Genomic DNA, 26,948 nt, shown 5'->3' on the forward strand with positions numbered 1-26,948 from the left:
AGGTTAAATTAAATTTATTTGATAATACATGCTGTCTATCTTAGCAAACATTCAGGAAAACCCTTAACCCAGCATGCAGATTATTGGTGTAGCTTACGCTTATGCCGTGCAGTTGCGCGATGCGCAATATAATTGAAATACCCAATCCACTGCCACTCTGCTCCTGACCTGGCAAGCGGTAGAATCGCTCGCCAAGCCTCTCTAATTGTTCAGCATTCATGCCTGGCCCACTGTCTACGAACGTCAGCCCCGAGCGGCTTATCGTTACGCGAATTTCACTGTCGCTGGGCGAATAGCGAATGGCGTTATCAAGCAGATTGCGCAGCATGAGTGACAACAACAGCGCCTGCCCCCGTATAGGCGGCGGCGTGCCGTTATTTTCCAATATCAACTCAATACGTTTACGATGAGCGGCGGTGTCAAGCTCTATGAGCGTTTGCGTAACCAGCGCGAGCCAGTCAACCGGCCCCGTCTCGTCGTGCGAGGCGTCAAGCGTAGTGAAGGACTCAAGGCGTGAAAGGGTAAGCAACTGATCGACCAAGCGCGTTGCTCGGTCAATGCTGGTCGTCAGATTCTGCACGGCGTTGTCTCTTACCTGTGCGTCATCGCCGGCCAGCTGCACCACTTCCGTCTGCACCCGCAGGGCCGCCAAAGGGCTACGTAACTCATGTGCCGCATCAGAGGTAAAACGGCGCTCGCGCACCAGCATGTCCTGAGTACGGGCAAACAGTGCATTAAGTGACTGCACAAGTGGCATGATTTCACCCGGCACTCGCTCGGTAGACAGGGGCTGTGCATCATCTGCCGCGCGGTTCTGCAGCTCTTTGGCCACGCGCCGCAGAGGACGCAGTTCCAGGCTAAGCATGACTATCATCGCCAGCATCAGCAGCGGCAGCGACGCCAGCCACGGAACCAGCTGACCGCTGACCATGTCCCACGCCATATCACTGCGGTAATCGTATTCCTGCCCAACAGCAATGCGGTAATGACCATCGGTCGAAGTCAGCCACAGCATGCGCCAACTGTTGTCATCATCCTTAAGTTCAGTATCGATAAAACCGTGCGCATCCGGATTAAAACGAACGGCTTTACCGTGCTCGCCGTCGTTCAGCAGCATGTGCCCCTGACGGTCAAAAATGGCAAAAGTCAGCGCGTCATCGTCGGTATGACCGCGATGATGCTTATCGACCATGGCCTTGGTCTCGGGCATATTCTGCGTCTTCGTATCCAGCAGCATATCGCCAAGACCCGCCGTAGCGAGCCGTTTGGCAAACAGCATCTGCTGAGTATCAAAAACTTCATTAATCTTGTGGCGGGTCTGCTGCCAGGCAATGCTGCTGGCCACGGTCCAGGTGATAATCGCCAGCGCAGAAAAAAGTAAAATCAACCGCAAACGCAGGCTTTTGTTCTTAAAACGCTGGCGCAGCCTGCTTAAAAACATCATTTCTCATCACCAAGCACGTAGCCAACGCCGTGAACGGTGCGGATACATCCGTTGCCCAGCTTGCGGCGAAGATGGTGGATATGCACCTCTACCGCATTGCTACTGACCTCCTCATCCCAACTGTAGAGCTTTTCCTGAATCAATTGACGCGGTAACACGCGGTTTTTATTGCGCAGAAACAACTCCATTACCGCCACTTCACGCGGGGTCAGCACTATCGTTTCGCCATGAAGACTGACGCTGCGGCCTGCTGGGCAAAACTCAATGCCACCGTGCTGAATTTTAGGCGTGACCTGTCCGTGACGACGGCGAATCAGCGCCTCTAATCTGGCCGCAACCTCGGCCAGTGCGAAAGGTTTGCACAGATAATCATCGGCACCGGCCTGCAATCCCCCCACTCTTTCTTCCAGCGCATCTCTGGCGGTTAGGATGAGCACCGGAGTATCACGCCCTTCCAGACGCCACTGGCGCAGCAGTAACATGCCGTCGAGGCCAGGCAGGCTGAGGTCTAGCACCACCGCATCGTAAGGCGCACTGTCGAGCGCATTCTTACCGATAACGCCGTCGGTAAACCAGTCTAGAGTGAATCCCAGTCGTGTAAGGCCGACTTTGATCCCGTCGCCAATCATTTTGTCGTCTTCGATCAATAGAATCCGCATCTTTCGCTCATTCTCCTTTTTAAGGCTTGCAGAGGCATCCTTTAATCAGTATACCCAAGCCTGCTTAAGCAGTTCTTAAGATGTGCGATAACTCGCATCTTCCTTAAACGGGCTATTTGATTGAGACTCCTTCCAGTAGAATAGCCGTCAGATTATTCGACAGTTTATAAGGCTGAGAAATTACGATGAAAGCAACAACCATGAGCCAATTGCGCCAGTGGAAGCAGGAAAAGCATAAATTTGCGACCATAACTGCCTATGACGCCAGCTTTGCCCAACTCTTTGCGGAGCAGGGTATTCCCGTAATGCTTATCGGCGATTCGCTGGGCATGGTCGTTCAAGGACAGGACTCGACGCTGCCGGTCACCCTTGAGGACATTGTTTACCACACTCGCTGCGTTCGCCGTGGTGCGCCTAAAGCCCTCCTGCTGTCTGATCTGCCGTTTATGAGCTACTCCACGCCAGAGCAAACTTTCGACAGCGCTGCCCAACTGATGCGCGCCGGGGCCAATATGGTCAAGCTCGAAGGCGGCAGTTGGCTGTGCGAAACGGTCGCCATGCTGACCGAGCGCGCCGTGCCGGTATGCGGTCATTTGGGCTTAACGCCTCAGTCGGTTAATATCTTCGGCGGCTATAAAGTTCAGGGTCGCGGTGAAGTCGCCGCAAATAAGCTACTGGAAGATGCACTGGCGCTGGAAAAAGCCGGCATGCAGCTTCTGGTGCTCGAGTGCGTGCCGGTTGCATTGGCGCGTCGCGTAACCGAAGCACTGACGATCCCGGTGATCGGCATTGGCGCCGGTAGCGCAACCGACGGCCAAATTCTGGTGATGCATGATGCCTTCGGCATTACTGGTGGGCATATTCCCAAGTTTGCCAAAGACTTCCTGGCTGAAGCCGGGGATATTCGTGATGCTGTGCGCTTATACGTTGAAGAAGTGGCGCAGGGTATTTATCCCGGCATTGAACACAGCTTTCAGTAAACACCTTGCAGTCTAGCGAGAGGCATAATTGTGTTAATCATTGAAACTATCCCCCTGCTGCGCCGGGAAATTCGTTTTTTTAAGCAGAATAACAAACGCATTGCGCTGGTGCCGACGATGGGAAATTTACATCAGGGACACATGACGCTGGTTGACGAAGCGAAAGCGCGAGCAGATATTGTGGTCGTCAGCATCTTCGTCAACCCAATGCAGTTTGAACGCGCGGACGATTTAGAACGATATCCCCGTACGTTGCAGGAAGACTGTGAAAAGCTGAACAAGCGCGGCGTGGATCTGGTGTTTGCCCCCACTCCTGCCGAGATTTACCCTAAAGGGCTGGCGGCGCAGACGCAGGTCGACGTTCCTGATCTGTCGACTATCCTCGAAGGGGCGAGTCGTCCGGGGCATTTTCGCGGCGTATCCACGATTGTAAGTAAGCTGTTCAACCTAGTGCAGCCTGACGTCGCCTGTTTTGGTCAGAAAGACTATCAACAGTTGGCGCTAATTCGCGCAATGGTAGAAGATATGGGATACGACCTAGAAATAGTCGGCGTACCTACCGTGCGTGCAAAAGACGGTCTGGCTCTGAGCTCTCGCAACGGTTATTTAACTAACGACGAGCGAAAAATAGCGCCACAGCTGGCGAAAATTATGAATCAGCTTGCCATCCGTCTGACGCAGGGTGAGCGGCACGTTGAAGAGCTGCTGGCCGGCTGTGCGCAGCAGTTGCACGAAGCCGGTTTCCAGCCTGATGAGCTTTTCATCCGTGATGCGAAAAACCTGCATGATTTATCCGTCGACAGCACCTCGGCAGTGATTTTGATGGCTGCATGGTTAGGTAAAGCGCGGTTGATCGATAATCAGGAAGTGGATTTAACGGTTTAATTTATTCAATATTTCCCTGAGGGGAGAGGTAAGTTATGGTACGCACAATGCTGCAAGGTAAACTTCATCGTGTCCATGTGACCCATGCTGATTTACATTACGAAGGTTCTTGCGCCATCGATCAGGATTTTCTTGATGCCTCCGGGATCCTGGAATATGAAGCTATCGATATTTACAACGTGACCAACGGCAAGCGTTTTTCAACCTACGCGATTGCCGCAGAACGTGGCTCACGCATTATCTCGGTAAACGGTGCGGCGGCGCACTGCGCCAGCGTCGACGATTTACTGATCATTTGCTCATACGTGCAAATGTCCGATGCACAAGCGCGTCAACACAAGCCTAACGTAGCCTATTTTGAAGGCAAAAATCAGTTGAAGCGCACGGCAAAAGCGGTGCCGGTTCAGGTCGCCTGACCTGCACTGAAAAAGTGTCAAAGCGTCATAAAAAACGGGAGCCTGATGGCTCCCGTTTTTATTGGCAATAATGATGCTTAGGTTCTCAGTCCGCGCCCGCGTTCGATGAGATACCACGCCAGCAGATAGAAGGCCACGATAAATGCGACCAGTACACCCAGGGTAAACACCAACGGTACGTCTGAAATACCCAGAAAACCGTAGCGGAAGCCGCTTATCATATAAACGATAGGATTCAGCTTCGACACCGCCTGCCAGAACGGCGGCAGCAAAGTCAGCGAGTAAAATACCCCGCCCAGATAAGTCAGCGGCGTGAGCACGAAGGTCGGGATCAGGCTGATATCATCAAAGGTGGTGGCAAATACAGCGTTAAGCAGTCCGCCCAGCGAGAATAGAATTGCCGTCAGCAACAGTGTCAGCGCAATGACCCACCACGAGTGAATGGTTAGGTGGACAAAAAACATCGAGATAACGGTCACCAAAATACCGACGCAAATACCGCGCGCCACGCCGCCGCCAACGTAACCGGCGATCACCACGTGGGTTGGAACCGGCGCGACCAGCAGCTCTTCAATGTTACGCTGGAACTTGGCGCTGAAAAACGAAGAGGCAACGTTGGCGTATGAGTTAGTAATAACCGACATCATGATAAGGCCCGGCACGATGAACTGCATATAGCTGAAGCCGTGCATGTCGCCGATGCGTGAACCAATCAAATTGCCGAAAATGACGAAATAAAGAGACATGGTGATAACCGGTGGGACCAGGGTTTGCACCCAGATGCGTCCAAACCGGTTAATCTCTTTCATCCAAATACTTTTAAGTGCCACCCAATAGAGTTGCGACATTATTTTTTACCCTCACTGCCATTTACCAGGGTGACAAACAGCTCTTCTAAACGGTTGGCTTTGTTACGCATACTCAGCACTTGTACGCCCTGCTTGCTCAATTGGCTGAACAGAGAATTAAGACCCTGCTCGCGCATGACTTCCACTTCAAGGGTTGAGGTGTCGAGCAGGCTGCTATGGTAGCCTTCAAGCTGCGGAATAGCACTCTTTGGCGCCAAGTCCAGCACAAAGGTTTCTGATTTCAGCTTGGAGAGCAGCGACTTCATCGAGGTGTTTTCCACCAACTGACCGTCCTGAATAATGCCGATATTGCGGCACAGCATTTCTGCTTCTTCCAGATAGTGAGTGGTCAAAATAATCGTGGTGCCCTGCACGTTGAGCTCTTTCAAAAAGCCCCACATCGAGCGACGCAGTTCGATGTCTACGCCCGCAGTTGGCTCATCTAGAATCAACAATTTTGGCTCATGCATCAATGCACGGGCAATCATCAAACGGCGCTTCATGCCGCCCGAAAGCATACGGGAACGCTCGTTGCGCTTGCCCCACAGGTCAAGCTGTGTCAGATACTTTTCAGCGCGCGAGATGGCATCTGAACGCTTCACGCCGTAGTAACCCGCCTGATTCACCACCACCTGCATTACGGTTTCAAACGGGTTAAAGTTGAATTCCTGAGGAACCAATCCTAACTGCCGCTTGGCGTTAACAATATCCTTGTCAATGTCGTAACCAAATACCCGAACCTTACCGGCTGACTTGTTCACCAGCGAACTGATAATGCCTATCGTGGTGGATTTTCCGGCTCCGTTAGGACCCAGCAAGGCATAGAAATCGCCGGCTTCAACACGCAAATCAATTCCGCGTAAAGCCTGTACACCGCCTGCGTAGGTTTTGGTTAACTTCTCCAGTTCTAAAGCGTATGTCATAAGTGAAGTCTTACCTTGTTTTTCAATGTATTGTTTTTTCAAGAATGGTATAGGCTGAGTAGAACTCTTGTGAAATTCATTAGAGTTGACCTATATTACCCCAACGTAGACGCTTTCTTACAGGCTAATAACTTTCATGAATGATATCGAAACACTGATCAGCAACAACGCCGCTTGGTCAAAAATTATGGAAGAGGAAGATCCTGGCTTCTTCGAACGCCTCTCTCTTGCTCAAAAACCACGCTTCCTTTGGATTGGCTGTTCCGACAGTCGCGTTCCCGCAGAACGTCTGACCGGATTAGAGCCTGGCGAACTGTTCGTTCACCGCAACGTGGCTAACCTGGTGATTCATACCGACCTCAACTGCCTGTCCGTCGTGCAATACGCTATTGACGTGCTTGAAGTCGAACACGTCATTATCTGTGGCCACCACGGCTGCGGCGGCGTGAAGGCGGCGATTGAAAACCCTGAATTGGGATTAATCGACAACTGGCTGCTGCACATCCGTGATATCTATTTTAAACACGGCAACGCGCTAAGCGAACTTGAGCCAGACGACCGTTTGAATAAGCTTTGTGAACTCAACGTGATGGAACAGGTGTACAACCTGGGTCACTCAACTGTGATGCGCAGCGCGTGGAAACGCGGGCAAAACATCACTCTGCACGGCTGGGTTTACGGGCTTCAGGACGGACGTTTACGTGACCTCGACGTGACCTCGACCAGTCGTGAGGTGCTCGAGCAGCGCTATCACCGTGGCGTCGCTACGCTGATTGAACAACCGAAATAAGCAGCAACCCTCGGCTTTCACCGCATAACAATAACGCCTCAGATTTTACAACGTCTAAGGCGTTAAAACGTTCCACTATGTGCCTTGCCTAACTCAAAACACAGGCAGGCAGATTATTATTCCAGCAGTGTGACTTTGCCGACATACGGCAGATGGCGATAGCGCTGCGCATAGTCGATACCGTAACCCACCACAAACTCGTCAGGAATGGTGAAGCCAACGTACTCAACGGTAACATCAACCTCACGGCGCTGCGGTTTATCGAGCAGCGTACAGATAGCCAGTGACTTTGGCCCACGCAGCTGGAAAATCTCGCGAACTTTGCTCAGCGTATTGCCTGAGTCGATAATATCTTCGACGATCAGCACGTCTTTACCGCGAATGTCTTCATCGAGATCTTTGAGAATCTTCACATCACGCGTCGTGGACATGCCGTTGCCGTAGCTTGAAGCGGTCATGAAATCAACCTCATGCGGAACGTCAATGGCGCGGCAAAGGTCGGCCATAAACATAAAGGATCCGCGCAACAGCCCCACCAAAACCATCTCACTGCCGCTGTCGCGATAGTGCTCAGTGATTTCGCGGCCCAACTCGGCAATACGGGTTTTTACTTCCTGCTCGGAAATCATTACGTCTACAGTGTGTTTCATATAAAACCTGACCACCTAAAAAAAGAAATGAGTACTGCCACCTTGAGGATTGATGGCAGTCTTTATCGCGCAGGGAGTATATCAAAGAACGTTGCGCAACAGGTAGAACCTAGGCGACGGTGAAGGAAAGCATCATGCCCGTGTCCTCATGCTCTAAAAGATGGCAGTGCGCCATGTAGGCATGCTGCTTGTCGGCGAGATGGTCAAAGCGTACCAACACTTCGCTGCGTCCGCCTTCAACCCGCACGGTGTCTTTCCAGCCCTGACGATGTTTAGCGACCGGCTGGCCGTTTTCGGTAAGGATGCGGAACTGGGTACCGTGGATATGGAAAGGGTGCAGCATCATGTCGCCCTCTCCCGAAATAGTCCAACGCTCGTACTGCCCGCGTTTGACATCAAACGCCGGATTGTTCATGTCATAGGCTTTGCCGTTGATTTTATTACCGTTCATAAAGTCAAAATGCGCTGCGCCCTGCGGCATCGACATACCGGGCATGGCCTTCATGCTGCCGTGGTCCATCGAAGACATATCACCGTGACTGTCTGACATGCTGGGCATTGACGCCATCGTCTCTTTACTGCCGTTACCCATGCTCATGCCTGCCATCGCGCCGTGACCGTAGCGGTTCATCAGCGCCTGCATACCCAGCTGGTCGAGCTGCGGGTCCATCATCAATTGGAGCCAACGGGTTGGCAGTCCTTCAAGTGAAGGGAGCGCAGGGAGCGCAATCAGAGCGTCAGGCAGCACGCCGCCGGACTGCGTAGAGGTAGGCTGAATTTTTAACACTTGTACCGGCTGGTCGAAAGGCGCAAGTGTCATGCCCATTTGCTGTACCGGCAATGTCACCAAGTCAAACGCTTTGCCGTCGGAGCAGTCGACCATCACTTCAAAGCGTTCACCCATCAGCATAGGCAGCTCACTGAGTTTAACCGGCTCGGGCAGAAAACCCCCATCGCTGGCGATCACATACAGTGGACGCCGATCGCTGGTGGCCAAACGAAGCGAGCGAGCATTGCAGCCGTTGAGCAAGCGCAGCCGCAACCAGCCGCGAGAAACACCGTGCTGCGGATAAATCACGCCGTTGGTTAACATATGCTGGCCAAACCAGCCAACCGCAGCGGTCATCACGTCGAGCTGGTAGTCAATCTGACCCGCATCGTTAAGGCGCTTGTCCTGCAGAATAATCGGGATATCGTCCACGCCCCAGCGCGAAGGTATTTGCAGTTTATCGCCCTCTTCATCTTCTATCAGCACCATTCCTGCCAGCCCCATAGCCACTTGATAACCGCTGGTCTGATGGGGATGCGGGTGAAACCAGCAGGTTGCTGCACGCTGATCAATCGTGAAGTGCACCTCGCGGCTTGCTCCCGGAGCAATCATTGCCTGCGGACCACCGTCGGCTTCGCCCGGTATCTCAAGCCCGTGCCAGTGAACGGTGCTAGCTTCAGGCAAATTATTCTTAACGATAACCCCGACAGGCTTTCCACGACGCAGGCGCAGCACGGGCCCCAGTACATTGCCGTTCACTCCCCAGGTAGTCGTCGTTACCCCCGGTAAGAATGCACTTTTTCCCTGCTGCAAATTCAGGCGATAGGTTCCTCTGACATCTGGCTGAAGAATTTCAGGCACCGGCAGCGCAGGACGACTCGCCGCAAAGGCTTGCCGGCTCCAGGTCGGAAGGGCCGTCATTGCGCCGTACATGGCAGCCAGTTTGATGAAATCGCGACGATACATAGTCGGTCCTTATGCTTAGTCAGAGAAGAGAGATATTGCTTAGCCTAAACCTTAACCCAAGGTTAAGGTCAAGCCGATATAAGATATGAAAAAAACTGATGTAAAAGAAATTTATGTGCGGTGTGGCAAATATGGTAACGTCATTTTGATAAATTACGGGCTTAATCATTACTATGACGAATACTTATATTGTGGCTATGACACGTTTACTCGCCAAACTCCGCTTTCAGGCAAAAATAAATTTACCCGCAAAAACAAGGCAGAGCATGAAAAAAACCACCCTGAGTCTGCTATTGCTGACCTTACTTGGATTCTCCTCTGCCAGCCAGGCATTGAGCGAACCCGAAGCGGAAGATTTAGCGGATTTAACCGCCGTCTTTGTTTATTTGAAAAATAATTGTGGCTATGAGCAGTTACCGAACACGCAAATTAAACGCGCTATTATCTATTTCGCTCAGCAAAATCATTGGGATCTAAGCAATTACGCGGCCTATAACATGCAGTCAATGGGCGAAGACAGCTACCGCGATCTCAGTGGAATAGACGTGGCGAAAGCCGTCAAATGCAAGTCATTGGCGCGCGATTCGCTCGGTCTTTTAGCCTACAGTAACTAAATATCCCCTCCTCACCCCAAATTCCCCGGGGTGAGCTAAAATCTCATTGCCGTACTGTCCAATTGAAATAAAAATCCGGCTAACAACACTTTTAATGGCAGAAATTCGGCGGTGCAAGCCTCGCTCGAGTTCGCTATCATAGCGCGCCCATTTTTCATGGCTGTGATCACTCAGGAGAAGTGCGAGATTATGTCTCAGAAAGTCACCCAGAAAGAAATTTGGCATGAAACGCTGCACGACAGTTTCGGCCAGTATTTCACTGTTGAAAAAGAGCTGTATCGCGACAAAACCGAGCATCAGGATTTGGTGATTTTCGAAAATGCCGCGCTGGGCCGGGTAATGGCGCTCGACGGCGTGGTACAAACTACCGAACGTGACGAGTTTATCTATCACGAAATGATGACGCACGTGCCGCTTCTGGCGCACGGCAACGCAAAAAAAGTGCTGATTATCGGCGGTGGTGATGGCGGTATGCTGCGTGAAGTTTGCCGTCACACCCAGGTTGAGCACATCACTATGGTTGAGATTGATGCAGGCGTGGTTGAATTCTGCCGTCAGTATCTGCCTAACCACAGTGCCGGTTCCTACGAGGATGCCCGTTTTAATCTAGTGATTGATGACGGTGTAAATTTCGTCAATCAGACCACTGAAACCTACGACGTCATCATCTCCGACTGCACTGACCCCATTGGACCCGGCGAAAGCCTGTTTACCTCGGCCTTTTATGAGGGATGCGCGCGCTGCCTAAATCCCGGCGGTATTTTCGTTGCTCAGAACGGCGTCTGTTTCCTGCAGCAGGACGAAGCGGTCAACAGCCATCATAAACTGCGCCACTATTTTAAAGACGTCAGCTTCTATCAGGCTGCCGTGCCGACCTACTATGGCGGCATCATGACCTTTGCCTGGGCCACTAACAATCTGGACTATCGCCACATTGATAACGCGACGCTACAGGCACGCTTTGTTGCCTCGGGTATAACCAGTCGTTATTACAATCCGGCAGTCCATCATGGCAGCTTTGCCCTGCCGCAATATTTACTGAATGCCCTGTCAGCCGCTCGCTGAACCTGCATCCGTAAAGGGGTGAACTAAATTGCAAAAGCTGAAACTGCATGGTTTCAATAACCTGACTAAAAGCCTGAGTTTTTGTATCTACGATATTTGTTATGCCAAGACCGCAGACGACCGCGACGGCTATATCGCCTACATTGACAAAGAGTATAGCGCCAACCGCCTGACGGAAATTCTCACCGAGGCCTGTTCGATTATCGGTGCGAATATCCTCAACGTGGCACGACAGGATTATGAACCTCAGGGTGCCAGCGTCACGATTCTGGTCAGTGAAGAACCGGTTGACCCCAAGGATGTTGACACGTCAGAGCACCCTGGTCCGTTACCCAAGTCGGTGGTGGCACACCTCGACAAGAGCCACATCTGCGTTCATACCTATCCAGAAAGCCATCCCGAGGGCGGGCTTTGCACCTTCCGTGCCGACATAGAAGTGTCAACCTGCGGGGTAATTTCGCCACTGAAGGCGTTGAACTATCTTATTCATCAGTTGGAATCTGACATCGTTACCATTGATTATCGCGTGCGCGGTTTTACTCGTGACGTGAATGGCGTTAAGCATTACATCGATCACTCAATCAATTCGATTCAAAATTTCATGTCTGAAAATATAAAATCGCTGTATCACATGCTGGACGTGAATGTTTATCAGGAGAATATTTTCCATACCAAAATGATGCTTAAAGACTTCGATCTTAAACATTACCTGTTTAATGCCAAACCTGACGAACTGAGCGCAGCAGACCATAAAGAAATTACCAGTCTGTTGTATAAAGAGATGCAGGAAATTTATTACGGAAGAAATATCCCGCACCTTTAGAATTGAATGGCCGACCATCTTATTGATGTTTAGGCCATTTTTTATTTTTTTCGGGAAATAACGCGAGGGAGAACTAGCGATAGGTAATGATAAAAGCGCGGTACTTTTCCAATACCAACAGGAAGTCTTCAACCCCGCAAAACGACAGGCTCTCTTCATCGTAGTAGTTCATGCCGTCTTCCATGCCGTCACTTTCCAGATCCAGCTGATTGGCTCTTACCATCACTTCTTCACCATCGAACCACAGCGTATATTCATGGCCCTCAAGTTGCCAGGTGCGTTCGCTGCCCTTTAGCCCGGCGGCGGCGGCCTCAATTTTGTCGAGCAGGCTTAAATCACCTTTAATCTCTTCGTTCAGCCAGTGGCCGATCACTTCATGCCCCATTGAGAAACGGGCCTTTACTTGTCCGGTGATATCACGCATGAAATCATAGTCCATCGTCTTATCTCCCGATTGGCGTTAACGACGTGAAGTATAAACAGGCACGGAAAACGGTGCCTAAAATACAAAAGAAAAAGGAGGCCGAAGCCTCCTTACTGTTCTGTGCCGCAATATAGCGATTTAAAGCGCGGTTTGGAAGATCACACCGTCAGCTTTATCGGTATATTCCGACAGCTTGTCGAAGTTCAGATAACGGTAGGTATCAACCGCGGTCTTATCAACTTCAGCCATGTAACCCAAATACTCTTCCGGCGTTGGCAAGCGTCCCAGCAGGGAAGCGATAGCCGCCAGCTCAGCCGATGCCAAGTAAACGTTGGCGCCATTACCGAGACGGTTCGGGAAGTTACGGGTTGATGTTGACACCACGGTTGCCCCGTCTGCCACACGCGCCTGGTTACCCATGCACAGTGAACATCCAGGGATCTCGACGCGCGCACCGCTTTTACCAAAGACGCTGTAATAGCCCTCTTCGGTTAACTGTGCAGCATCCATTTTGGTCGGTGGTGCAACCCACAGACGAGTTGGCAACGCGCCTTTGTGGCTGTCGAGCAACTTACCGGCAGCGCGGAAGTGACCGATGTTGGTCATGCAAGAACCGATAAACACTTCGTCAATCTTGCTGTTGGCAACGCTCGACAGCAGACGTGCGTCGTCTGGGTCATTCGGGGCACACAGAATAGGCTCTTTGATTTCGTTCAGGTCGATTTCGATAATCGCAGCGTATTCGGCATCCGCATCGGCTTCGAGCAGCGTTGGGTTAGCCAACCACTCTTCCATACCGGTAATACGACGCTCGATAGTGCGACGATCGCCGTAACCTTCGGAGATCATCCACTTCAACAGCACGATGTTAGAGCTCAGATACTCTTTGATTGGCGCCTGATCCAGCTTAATAGTACAACCTGCGGCAGAACGCTCAGCAGACGCATCCGCGAGTTCAAACGCCTGCTCAACTTTCAGCTCTGGCAAACCTTCGATTTCAAGAATACGACCGGAGAACAGGTTTTTCTTACCCTTTTTCTCAACGGTCAGATGACCTTCTTTAATCGCGTAGTAAGGAATGGCATGAACCAAGTCACGCAGCGTGATGCCCGGCTGCATTTTACCTTTAAAGCGCACCAGCACTGATTCAGGCATATCCAACGGCATAACGCCGGTCGCCGCAGCAAAAGCGACCAGACCAGAACCTGCCGGGAACGAAATACCGATCGGGAAACGGGTGTGGGAGTCGCCGCCGGTGCCTACGGTGTCTGGCAGCAGCATACGGTTCAACCACGAGTGAATGATGCCGTCGCCCGGACGCAGAGAAACGCCGCCGCGGTTCATGATGAAGTCAGGCAGCGTATGGTGCGTGGTCACGTCAACTGGCTTAGGATAAGCGGCGGTATGACAGAATGACTGCATCACGAGATCTGCTGAGAAGCCCAGACACGCCAGGTCTTTCAGTTCATCACGGGTCATTGGACCGGTGGTGTCCTGGGAACCGACAGAGGTCATTTTTGGTTCACAGTATTCGTCAGGACGAATACCCTCAACGCCACAGGCGCGACCGACCATTTTCTGTGCCAGAGAGTAACCTTTGGTGCTTTTGGCAACAGGCTTGGCGATACGGAATACTTCGCTGGTGGGTAGCTTCAGTGATTCACGCGCCTTGGTGGTTAAACCACGGCCGATGATCAATGGAATACGGCCACCGGCGCGCACTTCGTCGAGCAGAACGTCGGTTTTGAGAGCAAAGGTCGCAATAACGGCGTCGGTTTCATGGTTACGTACTTCACCTTTATACGGGTAAATGTCGATAACATCGCCCATATTTAGATCAGAAACGTCCACTTCAATCGGTAAAGCACCGGCATCTTCCATTGTGTTAAAGAAGATTGGCGCAATTTTACTGCCTAAAACCACACCGCCACCGCGCTTGTTTGGCACGTATGGGATGTCGTCGCCCATGTACCAAAGCACGGAGTTGGTGGCAGACTTACGTGAAGAACCGGTACCTACCACGTCACCGACGTAGGCCAAAGGGAAGCCTTTCTTGTTCAGCTCTTCGATTTGTTTGATTGGACCGATAGAACCAGGCTGATCGGGAACGATACCTTCACGTTCAATTTTCAGCATCGCCAATGCGTGCAGTGGGATATCAGGACGCGACCAGGCATCAGGAGCCGGTGATAAATCGTCAGTGTTGGTTTCACCTGTCACTTTGAACACAGTAACAGTGATTTTTTCAGCCAGCTTAGGACGTGCAAGATACCATTCGGCATCGGCCCATGACTGAAGAATTTGTTTAGCGTAGTTGTTTCCGGCCTTCGCTTTTTCTTCTACATCGTAGAAGTTATCGAACATCAGCAGGGTATGAGACAGTGCTTTAGCGGCAATCGGCGCCAGCTTTTCAACGTCTAACGCTTCAATCAGCGGATGAATATTGTAGCCACCTTGCATGGTGCCCAACAGTTCAACGGCTTTCTCAGGAGTGACCAGCGGAGATGTAGTTTCGCCTTTAGCAACGGCTGCCAGGAAGCCAGCTTTAACATAAGCGGCTTCGTCAACGCCCGGTGGTACACGGTTAATCAGCAGGTCCAGCAGGGTTTCTTCTTCACCTTCAGACGGGTTCTTCAGGGATTCAACCAGTGCGGCCATTTGTGAAGCATCGAGTGGCTTAGGGACAATTCCCTCTGCGGCACGCTCGGCTACGTGCTTACGGTATTCTTCTAGCACGACTCTCTCCTCGCTCTCATTGTCATTTATTATATCCAGGCTGAACCTGGTTTCCGACATCAATCAGCCATAAACCCTATAGGGTTACAGCGCCCTGAAAATGGGTTTGAATGTGGTCGATAGCCGGATCACGGCGGGGTTGTCTTTTATGAGGCGAAGCGAAACATCCTGAACGCTTAGCGACGACAGTCCCCGGTTGCGCTGTCGCAGCATAGCAGGGTTTAACGCTCTTGTTAATTCGTTCACAAAAAAGCAACATAAAATATTTGCTGAATCGTTGAGCACAGTGCGATCGTCTGCCTTTCTATGCCCCTTCGCTATGCCGCATTAACCATAAATTAATAATGGCTTTTCCGACACTGTTTTTGTCGCCGTTTTTCTTGAAAAAGTGAAGGGAGTATCTATGTCGACTGGATCATAAAACCAACAATTTGGCCTGTGACTTGCATAGCTTTTACATGATATCTATGCAATTTTTACCTTTTGATAATCAAGGAAAGAAAATGTCACGCAAGAACATACAAAAAGTCCTTCTCTGCTCGGCGCTCCTTTGCGGCTATGCACAGGCAGAAACGCTTACCGGAACGCTGAAAAAGATCGACGATCAAAATCTGGTTACCGTCGGTTATCGCGAATCCAACGTTCCGTTTTCCTATAAGGATGACGGTGACAAAGTGCTCGGCTATTCTCAGGAATATTCCAATAAAATCGTCGATGCCATTAAAAAACGATTGAATAAACAGAATATTGCGGTGAAATTTATCTCTATCACTTCACCGAACCGTATCCCGCTGCTGCAAAACAATGTTTACGATTTTGAGTGTGGCTCAACGACAAATAACCCTGAGCGTCAAAAACAGGTCACCTTCTCCAATACTATTTTCATCGTGGGCACCAAGCTGCTGGTAAAGAAGGGTTCGGGGATCCATGATTTCTCAGATTTAAATGGCAAAACAGTTTCAACCACCGGCGGTACCACATCAGAAATTCTGCTCAATAAAATGAACAGCGATAAAAAGATGCAGATGCGCATTATCAGTGCGCAGGAAGGAGGAGCATCCGCATTTCACACGCTGGAAACAGGCCGTGCTTCTGCATTTATGATGGATGATGCCCTGTTGGCCGGCGATCGTGCCAAGGCACGCAAACCGTCAGATTGGGAAATTGTGGGCACACCTCAGTCCAGAGAAGCGTACGGTTGTATGCTGCGTAAAGACGACCCGCAGTTTGAGAAATTGGTCGATGACACCATTGCCAGCGCACAGACGTCAGGTGAAGCGGCCAAGTGGTTTACCCGTTGGTTCATGCAGCCGGTTCCGCCTAAAAACCTGAATATGGATTTTGCGATGTCAGATGATATGAAGAATCTGTTTGCGCATCCAGATAACAAGGCACTTTAAGTTCTTTGATTTAATAACCTAAAATTCAGATACAAAAAAACCGTCTCGAAGACGGTTTTTTTGCTTCCAGCCCACTGTTAGCGCAGCTGATTGGAATTACTGATATCGATAAAATACGATACAAGTGCCACAGAGCAAATAAAGTATGCGTCAAAGTGTACAAAAAAACAACTAAAAATGGCTGTATAAAAAAACAGTAGCAGCGTACTCTTTAGTCTGGACTGCTTCGCCGGTTTAGCGACCGGTCATCGGGCCTGGAGGCAGCTCATTAACGCTGCGATTCAGGTGCTACAACGCACTTGTTTCACCCCTATTTTCCCGATGAGGTTGAGGTGGTTTTGGTCCGGTAAAAGGATTGCGCAATGAAAAGGATTTCTATTTTTTTCCTTATCATTGTACTGGGAAGTGCGCTGAGTTTACTGAATGGCGGATGGTCAATTTCCAATATTTATCTGAACGTTAACGTCATTAACCAGAACAGGTAAGCTACTGGCCGCTTCTCGAGCGGCCTTTTAATTGTTGTCATAGCACAAATAAAAACGGCCCCTGTTTAGGAGCCGTTTTATAACCTAAGAACCAGAAATTACTTTTTCTTGGCTTTAGGGTTTGGCAAGTCAGTGATGCTGCCTTCGTAGATTTCGGCTGCCAGACCCACAGACTCATGCAGAGTTGGGTGAGCGTGGATAGTCAGCGCGATATCTTCAGCGTCGCAACCCATTTCGATAGCCAGACCGATTTCACCCAGCAGCTCGCCGCCGTTGGTTCATGCAGCCGGTTCCGCCTAAAACCTGAATATGGATTTTGCGATGTCAGATGATATGAAGAATCTGTTTGCGCATCCAGATAACAAGGCACTTTAAGTTCTTTGATTTAATAACCTAAAATTCAGATACAAAAAAACCGTCTCGAAGACGGTTTTTTTGCTTCCAGCCCACTGTTAGCGCAGCTGATTGGAATTACTGATATCGATAAAATACGATACAAGTGCCACAGAGCAAATAAATTATGCCTCACACTGCTCAAAAAAACAACCACAAATGGCTGTATAAAAAAACAGTAGCAGCGTACTCTTTAGTCTGGACTGCTTCGCCGGTTTAGCGACCGGTCATCGGGCCTGGAGGCAGCTCATCAACGCTGCGATGCAGGTGCCACAGAGCACTTGTTTCACCCCTATTTTCCCGATGAGGTTGAGGTGGTTGTGGTCCGGTAAAAGGATTGCGCAATGAAAAGGATTTCTATTTTTTTCCTTATCATTCTACTGGGAAGTGCGCTGAGTTTACTGAATGGCGGATGGTCAATTTCCAATATTTATCTAAACGTTAACGTCATTAACCAGAACAGGTAAGCTACTGGCCGCTTCTCGGAGCGGCCTTTTAATTGTTGTCATAGCACAAATAAAAACGGCCCCTGTTTAGGGGCCGTTTTATAACCTAAGAACCAGAAATTACTTTTTCTTGGCTTTAGGGTTTGGCAAGTCAGTGATGCTGCCTTCGTAGATTTCGGCTGCCAGACCCACAGACTCATGCAGAGTTGGGTGAGCGTGGATAGTCAGCGCGATATCTTCAGCGTCGCAACCCATTTCGATAGCCAGACCGATTTCACCCAGCAGCTCGCCGCCGTTGGTACCCACGATAGCACCACCAATAACGCGGTGAGTTTCTTTATCGAAGATAAGCTTGGTCATACCGTCAGCACAGTCGGAAGCGATGGCGCGACCGGAAGCAGCCCAAGGGAAGGTCGCCGTTTCGTAGCTTATGCCTTTCTCTTTCGCTTCTTTCTCGGTCAGACCCACCCAGGCAACTTCTGGCTCAGTGTAGGCAATCGAAGGAATAACCTTCGGATCAAAGTAGTGTTTTTTGCCGGAGATAACTTCAGCAGCGACGTGGCCTTCATGCACACCTTTGTGTGCCAGCATTGGCTGACCCACGATATCGCCGATAGCGAAGATGTGTGGAATGTTGGTACGCATTTGCTTATCAACGTGGATAAATCCGCGCTCGTCAACGTCAATACCTGCAGCACCGGCTTCCAGCAGCTTACCGTTAGGTACGCGGCCGATAGCCACCAGCACGGCGTCATAACGCTGTGGTTCAGCGGGTGCTTTTTTGCCTTCCATCGTGACATAGATACCGTCTTCTTTTGCTTCAACGGCAGTCACTTTGGTTTCCAGCATCAGGTTGAACTGCTTGCTGATTTTCTTGGTAAAGACTTTAACAACGTCTTTGTCAGCCGCCGGGATCACTTGGTCAAACATCTCGACTACGTCGATTTTTGAACCCAGTGCGTGATACACGGTGCCCATTTCCAGACCGATAATACCGCCGCCCATCACCAGCAGACGCTCAGGAACAGTTTTCAGCTCCAGCGCATCCGTTGAGTCCCAAACGCGTGGGTCATCATGAGGAATGAATGGCAGTTTAATTGGACGAGAGCCCGCAGCGATAATGGCGTTATCGAAAGTGATGGTCGTTGGACCATTCTCGCCTTCAACAACCAAAGTATTAGCCCCGGTGAATTTGCCCAGGCCGTTAACAACTTTGACCTTACGGCCTTTAGCCATGCCAGCTAGACCGCCGGTCAGCTGGTTAATCACTTTTTCTTTCCAAACGCGAACTTTGTCGATGTCGGTTTTTGGCTCACCGAAAACAATGCCGTGTGCTTCCAAAGCTTTAGCTTCAGAAATCACTTTCGCCACGTGCAGCAGTGCTTTGGAAGGGATACAACCTACGTTAAGACAAACACCACCGAGAGTGGCGTAACGCTCAACCAGAATAGTTTCAAGACCTAAATCAGCGCAACGGAAAGCGGCAGAATAGCCTGCAGGACCAGCCCCAAGTACCACGACCTGAGTTTTAATTTCTGTACTCATCATGACCTCTTAATTGTTTGTCCGGCGGGTCAGACGTTCTTTGAAACGCACTCATTAAGAATGAATGCAGTACGCAACGCCCTTCATCCACCGGGACGCATACACCGCGAGAAGTTTACAGAATTGTTAAAATTCTGCAAACAAAGTTCGGGTGACCTGAGTCTCAACAATCTTATTACCCGCCAACTAAAGGCAATAAGACCCGTGTCAAAAACAAGGCCGGCAACTTGCCGGCCTTATAACAATTACATCACCAGACGACGAATATCTGACATTACGGTACCGATGTATGCAGCGAAACGTGCTCCAGCTGCACCGTCAATAACCCGGTGGTCGAAGGACAGAGACAGCGGCAACATCAAACGCGGTTCAAACTCTTTGCCATTCCAGACCGGCTTCATAGACGATTTTGACACGCCCAGAATCGCCACATCCGGCGCATTCACGATAGGCGTAAATGCCGTACCGCCGATGCCGCCCAGGCTAGAGATAGTGAAACAGCCGCCCTGCATATCGGAAGCAGTCAGTTTGCCATCACGTGCCTTCTTGGAGATAACGGTCAGTTCACGCGACAATTCAACAATACCTTTCTTGTTGACGTCACGGAATACCGGAACCACCAGGCCGTTTGGCGTATCAACCGCCACACCGATGTTAATATATTTTTTCAGCGTCAGCGTCTGCGCATCGGCAGAAAGAGAGCTGTTAAAGCGTGGGAACTCTTCCAGCGCCTTGGCAACGGCTTTCATGATGAAGACCAGCGGCGTGATTTTCACGTCGAGTTTCTTCTTCTCGGCTTCAACGTTCTGCTGCTTACGGAACTCTTCAACTTCAGTGATATCGGCTTCGTCGAACTGCGTAACGTGCGGGATCATCACCCAGTTACGGCTCAGGTTGGCACCAGAAATTTTCTGGATACGGCCCAGTTCAACTTCTTCGATTTCACCAAACTTGCTGAAGTCAACTTTCGGCCAAGGCAGCATACCCGGCAAACCACCGCCCGCCGCCGCAGCGGCAGCAGGTGCAGCTTCAGCACGTTTAACTGCATCTTTTACGTAAGCCTGAACGTCTTCGCGCAGGATGCGGCCTTTACGACCGGTGCCTTTCACTTTAGACAGGTTAACGCCAAACTCGCGCGCGAGACGACGGATAACAGGCGTAGCGTGAACGTAAGCATCGTTCTCAGAGAATTCGCCTTTGCTTTCAACAGCTGCCGGAGCCGCCGCTTTTTGTTCCTGTTTGGCAGGAGCCGCCGTTTCTTCTTTCTTGGCTGGAGCCGCAGCAGGTGCAGCGCCTTCTACTTCGAAGACGAAAATCAAAGAACCGGTGCTGACTTTATCGCCCGCAGCAATTTTGATTTCTTTAACGGTGCCAGCAAACGGCGCAGGCACTTCCATTGAAGCTTTATCGCCTTCAACGGTGATCAGAGACTGATCTTCTGCAACTTTATCGCCCACTTTAACCATGATCTCGGTGACTTCAACTTCGTCACCGCCGATGTCCGGTACGTTAACTTCTTTGCTGCCAGAAGCCGCAGGTGCAGCAGCAGGTTTCTCTTCTGCTTTGGTTTCTTCTTTGGCAGCAGGAGCCGCAGAGCCAGAGCCCGCCACTTCAAAGACCATAATCAGAGAACCGGTGCTGACTTTGTCGCCCGCAGCAATTTTGATCTCTTTAACCGTACCAGCAAACGGCGCCGGCACTTCCATTGAGGCTTTATCACCCTCAACGTTGATAATCGACTGATCGGCAGAAACCGTGTCGCCCACTTTTACCAGAATTTCGGTAACTTCAACTTCATCACCGCCGATGTCGGGTACGTTAACGTCTTTGTTTTCGCTTGAAGCCGCGGCGGCAGGTTTTTCTTCTGCTTTCACTTCTTCTTTAGCCGCCGGTTTTTCTTCCGCTTTAGCCGGTGCAGCAGCACCGTCAGCAGAATCAAACACGAAAATCAGTTTGCCGGTTTCGACGGTATCGCCCACAGCAACTTTAATTTCTTTAACTACGCCAGCCTGTGGAGAAGGGACTTCCATCGACGCCTTGTCACCTTCAACAACAATCAGAGACTGTTCGACGGAAACGGTATCGCCAACCTTCACCAGCACTTCGGTGACTTCTACTGCATCGGCACCAATGTCCGGTACATTAATTTCAATAGCCATCTGTCTTTACCTCTTACGCCAGACGCGGGTTAACTTTGTCAGCATCGATGCCAAACTTGGTAATGGCTTCTGCCACAACCTTCACATCGATCTCGCCACGTTTGGCCAATTCGCCCAGTGCAGCAACCACCACGTAAGATGCATCGATCTCGAAGTGGTGACGCAGGTTTTCGCGGCTGTCAGAACGGCCGTAACCGTCAGTGCCGAGAACGCGGAAATCGCTGGCAGGAACGAAGTTACGGATCTGCTCGGCGAACAGTTTCATGTAGTCAGTTGATGCAACAACCGGCGCATCATTCATGACCTGAGCCACGTAAGGAATGCGTGGTTCGTCAGCCGGATGCAGCATGTTCCAACGTTCGCAGTCCTGACCGTCGCGCGCCAACTCGGTGAACGAGGTTACGCTGTAAACGTCAGAACCCACGCCGTAATCTTTGGCCAGAATCTGAGCTGCATCACGCACGTGGCGCAGAATTGAACCCGAGCTCATCAGCTGCACTTTGCCTTTGCTGCCTTCAACAGTTTCCAGCTTGTAGATACCTTTACGAATGCCTTCTTCGGCACCTTCCGGCATGGCTGGCATGTGGTAGTTTTCGTTCAGCGTGGTGATGTAGTAATAAATGTTCTCCTGCGCGTCGCCGTACATACGCACCAGACCATCATGCATGATGACCGCCACTTCGTAGGCATACGCCGGATCATAAGAGATACAGTTAGGGATCGTCAGCGACTGAATATGGCTGTGGCCATCTTCGTGCTGCAAACCTTCACCGTTCAGCGTTGTACGACCAGAAGTGCCGCCGACCAGGAAGCCGCGCGCCTGTTGGTCACCCGCTGCCCAGCACAGGTCACCGATACGCTGGAAACCGAACATTGAGTAGTAGATATAGAACGGGATCATTGGCAAGTCGTTGGTGCTGTAAGACGTTGCCGCTGCCAACCATGAAGAGGCCGCACCCAGTTCGTTAATCCCTTCCTGCAGAATCTGACCTTTCTCGTCTTCTTTATAGTAAGCAACCTGCTCACGGTCCTGCGGGGTATATTGCTGGCCGTTCGGGCTGTAAATACCAATCTGACGGAACAGACCTTCCATACCAAAAGTACGCGCTTCATCGGCAATGATCGGGACTAAACGGTCTTTGATCGAATCGTTTTTCAGCATCACGTTCAATGCACGAACGAAGGCGATAGTGGTAGAAATTTCTTTCTTCTGCTCTTCCAGCAGCTGAGAGAAGTCTTCCAGCTTCGGCATTTCCAGCTTCTGCGTGAATTTTGGCAGACGCGTTGGCAGATAACCTTTCAGCGCCTGGCGACGTTCATGCAGGTATTTGTACTCTGCGGAGTCTTTTTCCAGGGTGATGTAAGGCAGTTTTTCAATGTTTTCATCGCTGACTGGTACGCTGAAACGATCGCGGATGTAACGTACGCCATCCATGTTCATTTTCTTGACCTGGTGGGCAATGTTCTTGCCTTCAGCGGTTTCACCCATGCCATAACCTTTGATGGTGTGGGCAAGGATTACTGTTGGCTGGCCTTTAGTGTTCTGCGCTTTGTTCAGTGCAGCAAAGACTTTCTTCGGATCGTGACCCCCGCGGTTCAGGGCCCAGATCTGGTCGTCGGTCATGTCTTTAACCAACGCAGCCGTTTCAGGGTATCTGCCGAAGAAGTGCTCGCGAACGTATTTACCGTCGCGTGACTTGAAGGTCTGATAATCGCCGTCAACGGTTTCGTTCATCAGTTGGATGAGCTTGCCGCTGGTATCCTTACGCAGCAGTTCGTCCCAACGGTTGCCCCAAATCACCTTGATAACGTTCCAGCCGGCGCCTGCAAAGATGCCTTCCAGTTCGTTGATGATTTTACCATTACCGGTAACCGGGCCATCAAGGCGCTGCAGGTTACAGTTGATGATGAAGCACAGGTTGTCTAGCTTCTCGCGGGTAGCGATGGTGATCGCACCTTTAGATTCTGGCTCATCCATCTCACCGTCGCCCAGGAACGCATAAACGCGCTGGCTGGTGGTGTCTTTAAGACCACGGTGATCCAAATATTTCAGGAATTTGGCCTGATAAATTGCCCCAATTGGACCCAGACCCATTGATACGGTCGGGAACTGCCAGAATTCAGGCATCAGTTTCGGGTGCGGATAAGAAGAGAGACCTTTACCGTGAACTTCCTGACGGAAATTGTTCATCTGGTCTTCGGTCAAGCGGCCTTCAAGGAAAGCACGCGCGTACACGCCTGGAGAGATGTGGCCCTGGAAGTAAACCAGATCGCCGCCGTCCTGCTCGTTGCGTGCACGGAAAAAGTGGTTGAAGCACACTTCATAAATAGCGGCAGAAGACTGGAATGATGACATGTGGCCACCGAGATCCAGGTCTTTTTTGGACGCACGCAGAACGGTCATGATCGCGTTCCAGCGGATTGCCGTACGAATATTGCGTTCCAGCTCCAGGTTACCCGGATATTCAGGTTCGTCTTCAACAGCGATGGTATTGATATAGTTACGGCTTGCAGCACCAGCTGCAACGCTCACGCCGCCTTTACGTGCTTCACTCAGAACCTGATCGATCAGGAACTGTGCACGCTCAACACCTTCTTCACGGATGACCGATTCGATCGCTTGTAGCCAGTCGCGAGTTTCGATCGGATCCACGTCATTATTTACACGTTCTGACATGGTGCTTTTCCTTATCTGTCTCTAATACGTTGGTTTATCTGGAGCCTGTCTTCCTGCGCTCTCAACGTTTCTGCGCTCTTACCACAGCTTCGTAGGTAAAACGCACGAAGACAGGCCCGTCAGTGTAGTTTCTGCTCCCACGGGAGAGCATAAAAGCTTCCAAAATTATTCTCAGAGCCCAAACGACGGGCTATAGGTATGCGGACAGCCAGATTTACCCAGAGTTTAATTTTCTTCGTTACGTTGCTGGAGTCGACGTAGTGAACGATCACGACGACTGTGCTCCCTGCTCAAATCCAGCAAAACTTCCTCGATAAACGCCAGGTGACGGTGCGATGCTTCGCGGGCCTTTTCTGGCTCACGTGCGACAATCGCTGCAAATATCCCGGCGCGGTGGTTGCTCACCATCGCCAACATTTCACGGCGCGAGTAAAGCAATTCAAAATTCTGTCGAACGTTTTTTTCAAGCATCGGCCCCATACAGCGGAGCAGATGCAGCAACACCACATTATGCGTCGCTTCTGTTACAGCTACCTGATACTGCATGACTGCATCGGCTTCAGCGTCGAGATCGCCACTGTCCTGCGCCGATTGAATCACGAGATGACAATCGCGAATACGCTGTAAGTCTTCTTCCGTTCCGCGAAGCGCTGCATAATAAGCGGCTATACCTTCGAGGGCGTGACGGGTTTCAAGGAGATCGAACTGCGATTCAGGATGATCGGAAAGTAATTCTGCAAGGGGGTCGCTAATGCTTTGCCATAAGTTGCTTTGAACGAATGTGCCACCACCCTGGCGACGTAACAGCAGGCCTTTACCTTCAAGGCGCTGAATAGCTTCTCTTAGCGAAGGCCGAGAAACATCAAACTGCTTTGCCAGTTCGCGCTCGGGCAAAAGCTTTTCGCCAGGGCGCAGAGTGCCTTCAAGGATCAGAGACTCAAGCTGCTTCTCGATCGCGTCAGATAACTTCGGCTGTCTAATTTTACTGTAGGCCATAGGAACGTTTATCTGCCTTATAGGTCACGTGACTAGCTCGGAGTCAATTGGTAATACCAATTCAAAAAACGTGGCCGTAAAGTAACAAAGTATTCACGCGAAGTCCATATCGAGCCCCTCTTAAAACCGCCCATCTCGCACAATTTAACAAATATTTAGCATTTCTTTTTATAACGTGCCCTGGATCACATTTCACCGCTTTCAGACAACTTTTCAATCGGTTTGCTCATTTCTTAAGCGCTAATACAATAAAGCAGGTGCAAACTTTTTCGCTTAACACTATTCTTGGCCGAACGGTAGTTAATGCTGCTTTTTCGTTGCATTGCAGCCGTAAATAATTAGATACAAAATGTGTACTCTTCGGCTTACAGCCAACGTTTTAAGCAGATTTGTAGCTTTTTTCCCTAACGACAGAGGATCGGGAAATGGATGATAAGCAGCACGGCGAGGAGCTAAAACGCGGACTAAAAAACCGCCATATACAGCTCATTGCATTAGGTGGAGCAATCGGTACTGGGCTTTTTCTGGGAATAGCGCAGACCATCAAAATGGCAGGGCCTTCCGTTCTGCTTGGCTATGCCATTGGCGGCGTGATTGCATTTTTGATCATGCGTCAACTGGGTGAAATGGTTGTTGAAGAGCCCGTTGCTGGTTCTTTTAGCCACTTCGCCTACAAATATTGGGGTAATTTCGCCGGTTTCGCCTCCGGTTGGAACTACTGGGTATTGTACGTATTGGTCGCGATGGCAGAACTTACTGCCGTGGGTATTTACGTGCAGTATTGGTGGCCGGAGATCCCAACCTGGGTTTCCGCACTGGTATTCTTTGTGTTGATTAACGCCATTAACCTGACCAACGTAAAAGTTTACGGCGAGATGGAATTCTGGTTCTCGATCATTAAAGTCGTGGCGATCGTTGGCATGATTGTCTTTGGCGCATGGCTACTTGCCAGCGGCCACGGCGGTCCTGAGGCTACGGTGACCAACCTTTGGGCGCAGGGCGGATTCTTCCCGCACGGCATCAGCGGACTGGTGATGGCGATGGCGGTTATCATGTTCTCCTTTGGCGGACTTGAACTGGTGGGCATTACCGCTGCCGAAGCCGCTAACCCGGAAACGAGCATTCCAAAAGCCACCAATCAAGTCATCTACCGTATTTTAATTTTCTATATCGGCTCGCTTGCCATTCTGCTGTCACTGTATCCGTGGACCAAGGTCGTTGAAGGCGGCAGCCCGTTTGTGCTGATTTTCCACGCACTTGACAGCAATCTGGTTGCAACCCTACTCAACGTCGTGGTGCTCACGGCGGCCCTGTCTGTTTACAACAGTTGCGTATACAGCAACAGCCGCATGCTGTTTGGCCTGGCTAAACAGGGTAATGGCCCGAAAGCGCTGCTCAAGGTTGACCGTCGCGGCGTGCCTTATGTGGCTATCGGTATTTCAGCACTGGCAACGGCGCTGTGTGTACTTATCAACTACCTGATGCCGGGCAAAGCCTTTGGCCTGCTGATGGCGTTGGTCGTTTCTGCACTGGTCATCAACTGGGCGATGATTAGCCTCGCACACCTGAAGTTCCGTCAGGCAAAAAACCGCGAAGGCGTCACCCCGAAATTTAAAGCGCTACTTTACCCTTTTGGCAACTACCTCTGCCTGGTGTTCCTGGCGGCTATTCTGGTGATTATGTATATAACGCCGGATATTCAGATTTCAGTCATTCTAATCCCGGTCTGGCTGATTGTTCTTGCCGTCAGCTACAAGCTGAAAGGTAAAAATACTCCAGTCACGCATACATCACTCAAATAGAGTCGTTACGCAGCGCTTAGCGACTGTGCTTGCTCTTCAAAACCCGACCACAC

The 26,948-nt window shown here is 50.6% G+C and carries 21 protein-coding genes and 2 pseudogenes; 10 read left to right on the forward strand and 13 right to left on the reverse strand.

The features are described from left to right. Positions 1-40: 40 nt before the first annotated feature. Both qseC and qseB read right to left on the reverse strand, forming a co-directional pair. Positions 41-1,441 (reverse strand): quorum sensing histidine kinase QseC, encoded by a 1,401-nt coding sequence (gene qseC / locus BS639_RS10320; protein WP_084983047.1) that lies wholly within the window; start codon positions 1,439-1,441, stop codon positions 41-43. After that, positions 1,441-2,103, reverse strand: coding sequence for a quorum sensing response regulator transcription factor QseB (gene qseB, locus BS639_RS10325; protein ID WP_055774998.1), 663 nt, complete (start codon positions 2,101-2,103; stop codon positions 1,441-1,443). Before qseB ends, qseC begins: the two co-directional genes overlap by 1 nt. A gap of 185 nt (positions 2,104-2,288) precedes the next feature. Here qseB and panB point away from each other — a divergent pair, with 185 nt between their 5' ends. Genes panB through panD form a run of 3 tightly spaced genes read left to right on the forward strand, consistent with a single transcriptional unit; the run spans position 2,289 to position 4,384 of the window. After that, the gene (gene panB / locus BS639_RS10330) at positions 2,289-3,083 is read left to right on the forward strand and encodes a 3-methyl-2-oxobutanoate hydroxymethyltransferase (protein WP_055774996.1); all 795 of its coding nucleotides are present in this window, start codon (positions 2,289-2,291) and stop codon (positions 3,081-3,083) included. Positions 3,084-3,113: 30 nt separating this feature from the next. After that, positions 3,114-3,968 (forward strand): pantoate--beta-alanine ligase, encoded by an 855-nt coding sequence (panC, locus tag BS639_RS10335; RefSeq protein WP_084983048.1) that lies wholly within the window; start codon positions 3,114-3,116, stop codon positions 3,966-3,968. A 35-nt stretch (positions 3,969-4,003) separates the two neighbouring features. Beyond that, the gene (gene panD / locus BS639_RS10340; protein WP_055774990.1) at positions 4,004-4,384 is read left to right on the forward strand and encodes an aspartate 1-decarboxylase; all 381 of its coding nucleotides are present in this window, start codon (positions 4,004-4,006) and stop codon (positions 4,382-4,384) included. A gap of 77 nt (positions 4,385-4,461) precedes the next feature. On the opposite strand, the gene BS639_RS10345 is transcribed toward panD, so the two are convergent. Together BS639_RS10345 and BS639_RS10350 are read right to left on the reverse strand one after the other, a co-directional pair. Further along, a complete protein-coding gene (locus tag BS639_RS10345) occupies positions 4,462-5,232 on the reverse strand; it encodes an ABC transporter permease (RefSeq protein ID WP_055774987.1) in 771 nt (256 codons plus the stop codon). Continuing rightward, positions 5,232-6,155 (reverse strand): ABC transporter ATP-binding protein, encoded by a 924-nt coding sequence (locus tag BS639_RS10350; protein WP_084983049.1) that lies wholly within the window; start codon positions 6,153-6,155, stop codon positions 5,232-5,234. Before BS639_RS10350 ends, BS639_RS10345 begins: the two co-directional genes overlap by 1 nt. 136 nt (positions 6,156-6,291) lie before the next feature. Between BS639_RS10350 and can the strand changes: the two genes are divergently transcribed. Next, positions 6,292-6,945, forward strand: a complete 654-nt coding sequence (gene can, locus BS639_RS10355; RefSeq protein ID WP_055774982.1) for a carbonate dehydratase — start codon at positions 6,292-6,294, stop codon at positions 6,943-6,945. Between the two features lie 116 nt (positions 6,946-7,061). Here the strand turns inward: can and hpt are convergent, their stop codons facing one another. Both hpt and cueO read right to left on the reverse strand, forming a co-directional pair. Further along, positions 7,062-7,595, reverse strand: coding sequence for a hypoxanthine phosphoribosyltransferase (gene hpt / locus BS639_RS10360; protein ID WP_084983050.1), 534 nt, complete (start codon positions 7,593-7,595; stop codon positions 7,062-7,064). 109 nt (positions 7,596-7,704) lie between these two features. Continuing rightward, positions 7,705-9,330 carry a multicopper oxidase CueO gene (gene cueO / locus BS639_RS10365; RefSeq protein WP_084983051.1) on the reverse strand — a complete coding sequence of 542 codons (1,626 nt, stop codon included), beginning with the start codon at positions 9,328-9,330 and terminating at the stop codon, positions 7,705-7,707. A gap of 266 nt (positions 9,331-9,596) precedes the next feature. On the opposite strand from cueO, the gene BS639_RS10370 reads away from it, so the two are divergent. From BS639_RS10370 to speD, 3 genes are all read left to right on the forward strand, one after another. Continuing rightward, a complete protein-coding gene (locus BS639_RS10370) occupies positions 9,597-9,944 on the forward strand; it encodes a YacC family pilotin-like protein (protein WP_084983052.1) in 348 nt (115 codons plus the stop codon). A gap of 189 nt (positions 9,945-10,133) precedes the next feature. Then, complete coding sequence (gene speE, locus BS639_RS10375) at positions 10,134-11,009, forward strand: polyamine aminopropyltransferase (protein ID WP_084983053.1); 876 nt, start codon at positions 10,134-10,136, stop codon at positions 11,007-11,009. 28 nt (positions 11,010-11,037) lie between these two features. Next, positions 11,038-11,832: an adenosylmethionine decarboxylase gene (gene speD / locus BS639_RS10380; protein ID WP_055774967.1), complete on the forward strand. Its 795-nt coding sequence runs from the start codon at positions 11,038-11,040 to the stop codon at positions 11,830-11,832. 73 nt (positions 11,833-11,905) lie between these two features. Here speD and yacL read toward each other — a convergent pair whose 3' ends face one another. Then, complete coding sequence (gene yacL / locus BS639_RS10385; protein ID WP_055774963.1) at positions 11,906-12,271, reverse strand: protein YacL; 366 nt, start codon at positions 12,269-12,271, stop codon at positions 11,906-11,908. Positions 12,272-12,394: 123 nt separating this feature from the next. Next, positions 12,395-14,992 (reverse strand): bifunctional aconitate hydratase 2/2-methylisocitrate dehydratase, encoded by a 2,598-nt coding sequence (acnB, locus tag BS639_RS10390; protein ID WP_055774960.1) that lies wholly within the window; start codon positions 14,990-14,992, stop codon positions 12,395-12,397. 503 nt (positions 14,993-15,495) lie between these two features. Here acnB and BS639_RS10395 point away from each other — a divergent pair. Further along, positions 15,496-16,392: a glutamate/aspartate ABC transporter substrate-binding protein gene (locus tag BS639_RS10395; protein WP_084983054.1), complete on the forward strand. Its 897-nt coding sequence runs from the start codon at positions 15,496-15,498 to the stop codon at positions 16,390-16,392. A 583-nt stretch (positions 16,393-16,975) separates the two neighbouring features. Here BS639_RS10395 and BS639_RS10400 read toward each other — a convergent pair. Then, positions 16,976-17,155, reverse strand: a pseudogene (locus BS639_RS10400) (dihydrolipoyl dehydrogenase); the annotation flags it as partial. Here BS639_RS10400 and BS639_RS25230 point away from each other — a divergent pair. Continuing rightward, positions 17,149-17,252, forward strand: a pseudogene (locus BS639_RS25230) (glutamate/aspartate ABC transporter substrate-binding protein); the annotation flags it as partial. The pseudogenes BS639_RS10400 and BS639_RS25230 overlap by 7 nt on opposite strands. Positions 17,253-17,836: 584 nt before the next feature. Here BS639_RS25230 and lpdA read toward each other — a convergent pair. From lpdA to pdhR, 4 genes are all read right to left on the reverse strand, one after another. Next, positions 17,837-19,261 (reverse strand): dihydrolipoyl dehydrogenase, encoded by a 1,425-nt coding sequence (lpdA, locus tag BS639_RS10405; protein WP_055774954.1) that lies wholly within the window; start codon positions 19,259-19,261, stop codon positions 17,837-17,839. A 245-nt stretch (positions 19,262-19,506) separates the two neighbouring features. Next, complete coding sequence (gene aceF, locus BS639_RS10410) at positions 19,507-21,420, reverse strand: pyruvate dehydrogenase complex dihydrolipoyllysine-residue acetyltransferase (RefSeq protein ID WP_084983056.1); 1,914 nt, start codon at positions 21,418-21,420, stop codon at positions 19,507-19,509. A gap of 13 nt (positions 21,421-21,433) precedes the next feature. Continuing rightward, complete coding sequence (gene aceE, locus BS639_RS10415; RefSeq protein ID WP_055774947.1) at positions 21,434-24,097, reverse strand: pyruvate dehydrogenase (acetyl-transferring), homodimeric type; 2,664 nt, start codon at positions 24,095-24,097, stop codon at positions 21,434-21,436. Positions 24,098-24,322: 225 nt separating this feature from the next. Further along, positions 24,323-25,093: a pyruvate dehydrogenase complex transcriptional repressor PdhR gene (pdhR, locus tag BS639_RS10420; protein WP_055774944.1), complete on the reverse strand. Its 771-nt coding sequence runs from the start codon at positions 25,091-25,093 to the stop codon at positions 24,323-24,325. A 425-nt stretch (positions 25,094-25,518) separates the two neighbouring features. On the opposite strand from pdhR, the gene BS639_RS10425 reads away from it, so the two are divergent. Then, complete coding sequence (locus BS639_RS10425; protein WP_055774941.1) at positions 25,519-26,895, forward strand: amino acid permease; 1,377 nt, start codon at positions 25,519-25,521, stop codon at positions 26,893-26,895. Positions 26,896-26,948 lie beyond the last annotated feature (53 nt).

The sequence above is a fragment of the Rouxiella silvae genome, assembly GCF_002093625.1.
Lineage (GTDB): Bacteria > Pseudomonadota > Gammaproteobacteria > Enterobacterales > Enterobacteriaceae > Rouxiella > Rouxiella silvae.

Bases quoted from the DNA above. Each gene is read 5' to 3' on its own strand.
- qseC (WP_084983047.1), bottom strand. From the start codon at position 1,441: ATGTTTTTAAGCAGGCTGCGCCAGCGTTTTAAGAACAAAAGCCTGCGT.
- qseB (WP_055774998.1), bottom strand. From the start codon at position 2,103: ATGCGGATTCTATTGATCGAAGACGACAAAATGATTGGCGACGGGATC.
- panB (WP_055774996.1), top strand. From the start codon at position 2,289: ATGAAAGCAACAACCATGAGCCAATTGCGCCAGTGGAAGCAGGAAAAG.
- panD (WP_055774990.1), top strand. From the start codon at position 4,004: ATGGTACGCACAATGCTGCAAGGTAAACTTCATCGTGTCCATGTGACC.
- BS639_RS10345 (WP_055774987.1), bottom strand. From the start codon at position 5,232: ATGTCGCAACTCTATTGGGTGGCACTTAAAAGTATTTGGATGAAAGAG.
- BS639_RS10350 (WP_084983049.1), bottom strand. From the start codon at position 6,155: ATGACATACGCTTTAGAACTGGAGAAGTTAACCAAAACCTACGCAGGC.
- can (WP_055774982.1), top strand. From the start codon at position 6,292: ATGAATGATATCGAAACACTGATCAGCAACAACGCCGCTTGGTCAAAA.
- hpt (WP_084983050.1), bottom strand. From the start codon at position 7,595: ATGAAACACACTGTAGACGTAATGATTTCCGAGCAGGAAGTAAAAACC.
- cueO (WP_084983051.1), bottom strand. From the start codon at position 9,330: ATGTATCGTCGCGATTTCATCAAACTGGCTGCCATGTACGGCGCAATG.
- BS639_RS10370 (WP_084983052.1), top strand. From the start codon at position 9,597: ATGAAAAAAACCACCCTGAGTCTGCTATTGCTGACCTTACTTGGATTC.
- speE (WP_084983053.1), top strand. From the start codon at position 10,134: ATGTCTCAGAAAGTCACCCAGAAAGAAATTTGGCATGAAACGCTGCAC.
- yacL (WP_055774963.1), bottom strand. From the start codon at position 12,271: ATGGACTATGATTTCATGCGTGATATCACCGGACAAGTAAAGGCCCGT.
- BS639_RS10395 (WP_084983054.1), top strand. From the start codon at position 15,496: ATGTCACGCAAGAACATACAAAAAGTCCTTCTCTGCTCGGCGCTCCTT.
- lpdA (WP_055774954.1), bottom strand. From the start codon at position 19,261: ATGAGTACAGAAATTAAAACTCAGGTCGTGGTACTTGGGGCTGGTCCT.
- aceF (WP_084983056.1), bottom strand. From the start codon at position 21,420: ATGGCTATTGAAATTAATGTACCGGACATTGGTGCCGATGCAGTAGAA.
- aceE (WP_055774947.1), bottom strand. From the start codon at position 24,097: ATGTCAGAACGTGTAAATAATGACGTGGATCCGATCGAAACTCGCGAC.
- pdhR (WP_055774944.1), bottom strand. From the start codon at position 25,093: ATGGCCTACAGTAAAATTAGACAGCCGAAGTTATCTGACGCGATCGAG.
- BS639_RS10425 (WP_055774941.1), top strand. From the start codon at position 25,519: ATGGATGATAAGCAGCACGGCGAGGAGCTAAAACGCGGACTAAAAAAC.